Source organism: Pseudomonas sp. SDT291_1_S447 (assembly GCF_054070155.1).
The window spans coordinates 1-439 of the sequence record NZ_JBSVXS010000304.1 but is presented as its reverse complement, the minus strand read 5'-3'; the positions used below and the strand labels follow the sequence as shown (position 1 = coordinate 439).

The window sequence follows — 439 nt, the reverse complement described above, 5'->3', positions numbered from 1 at the left end:
CGGCGTTGATCTTTTCCCGCAAGAGCACGCTGTACGTGACCTTTGCCGAAGTGCAGTTGAGCGCTGCGAAATGCCGGCAGGTGCTGGACAGCAAAGAGGAACGCGAGCACTTCATGCAGGCGGTCGATCTGGGGCCGGTCAATTGTCTAGTTGGCGGCGAGCATTTGTTGACTGTTGAGCAGGCCCGGCAATGGCTGGCGGAGGTGGCGACGGGTGCTGAACCGATTGCCGAAACCGATGCGACGCGGATGCCGACGGTGCAGGTCAGCGATGCGCCGGAGCACGAGCGTGAGCCTTATTTGTGGGAGCAGCCACGACGCTTTCGGGAAGCGCACGTCGGCGAGTTTCTTGGTCGGGTACGCGGGCCGTATCAGGACGACACATTGTTTCTGCTGGTCAATGATGACCTGGGCGTGATGCGTGATCTGGCCGAGTATCA

The 439-nt window shown here is 60.6% G+C and carries 1 pseudogene; it reads left to right on the top strand.

The annotated features are described in order from the left end of the window. A pseudogene (locus tag ACW9IR_RS29655) lies at window positions 1–439 on the top strand (toxin VasX); the annotation flags it as partial.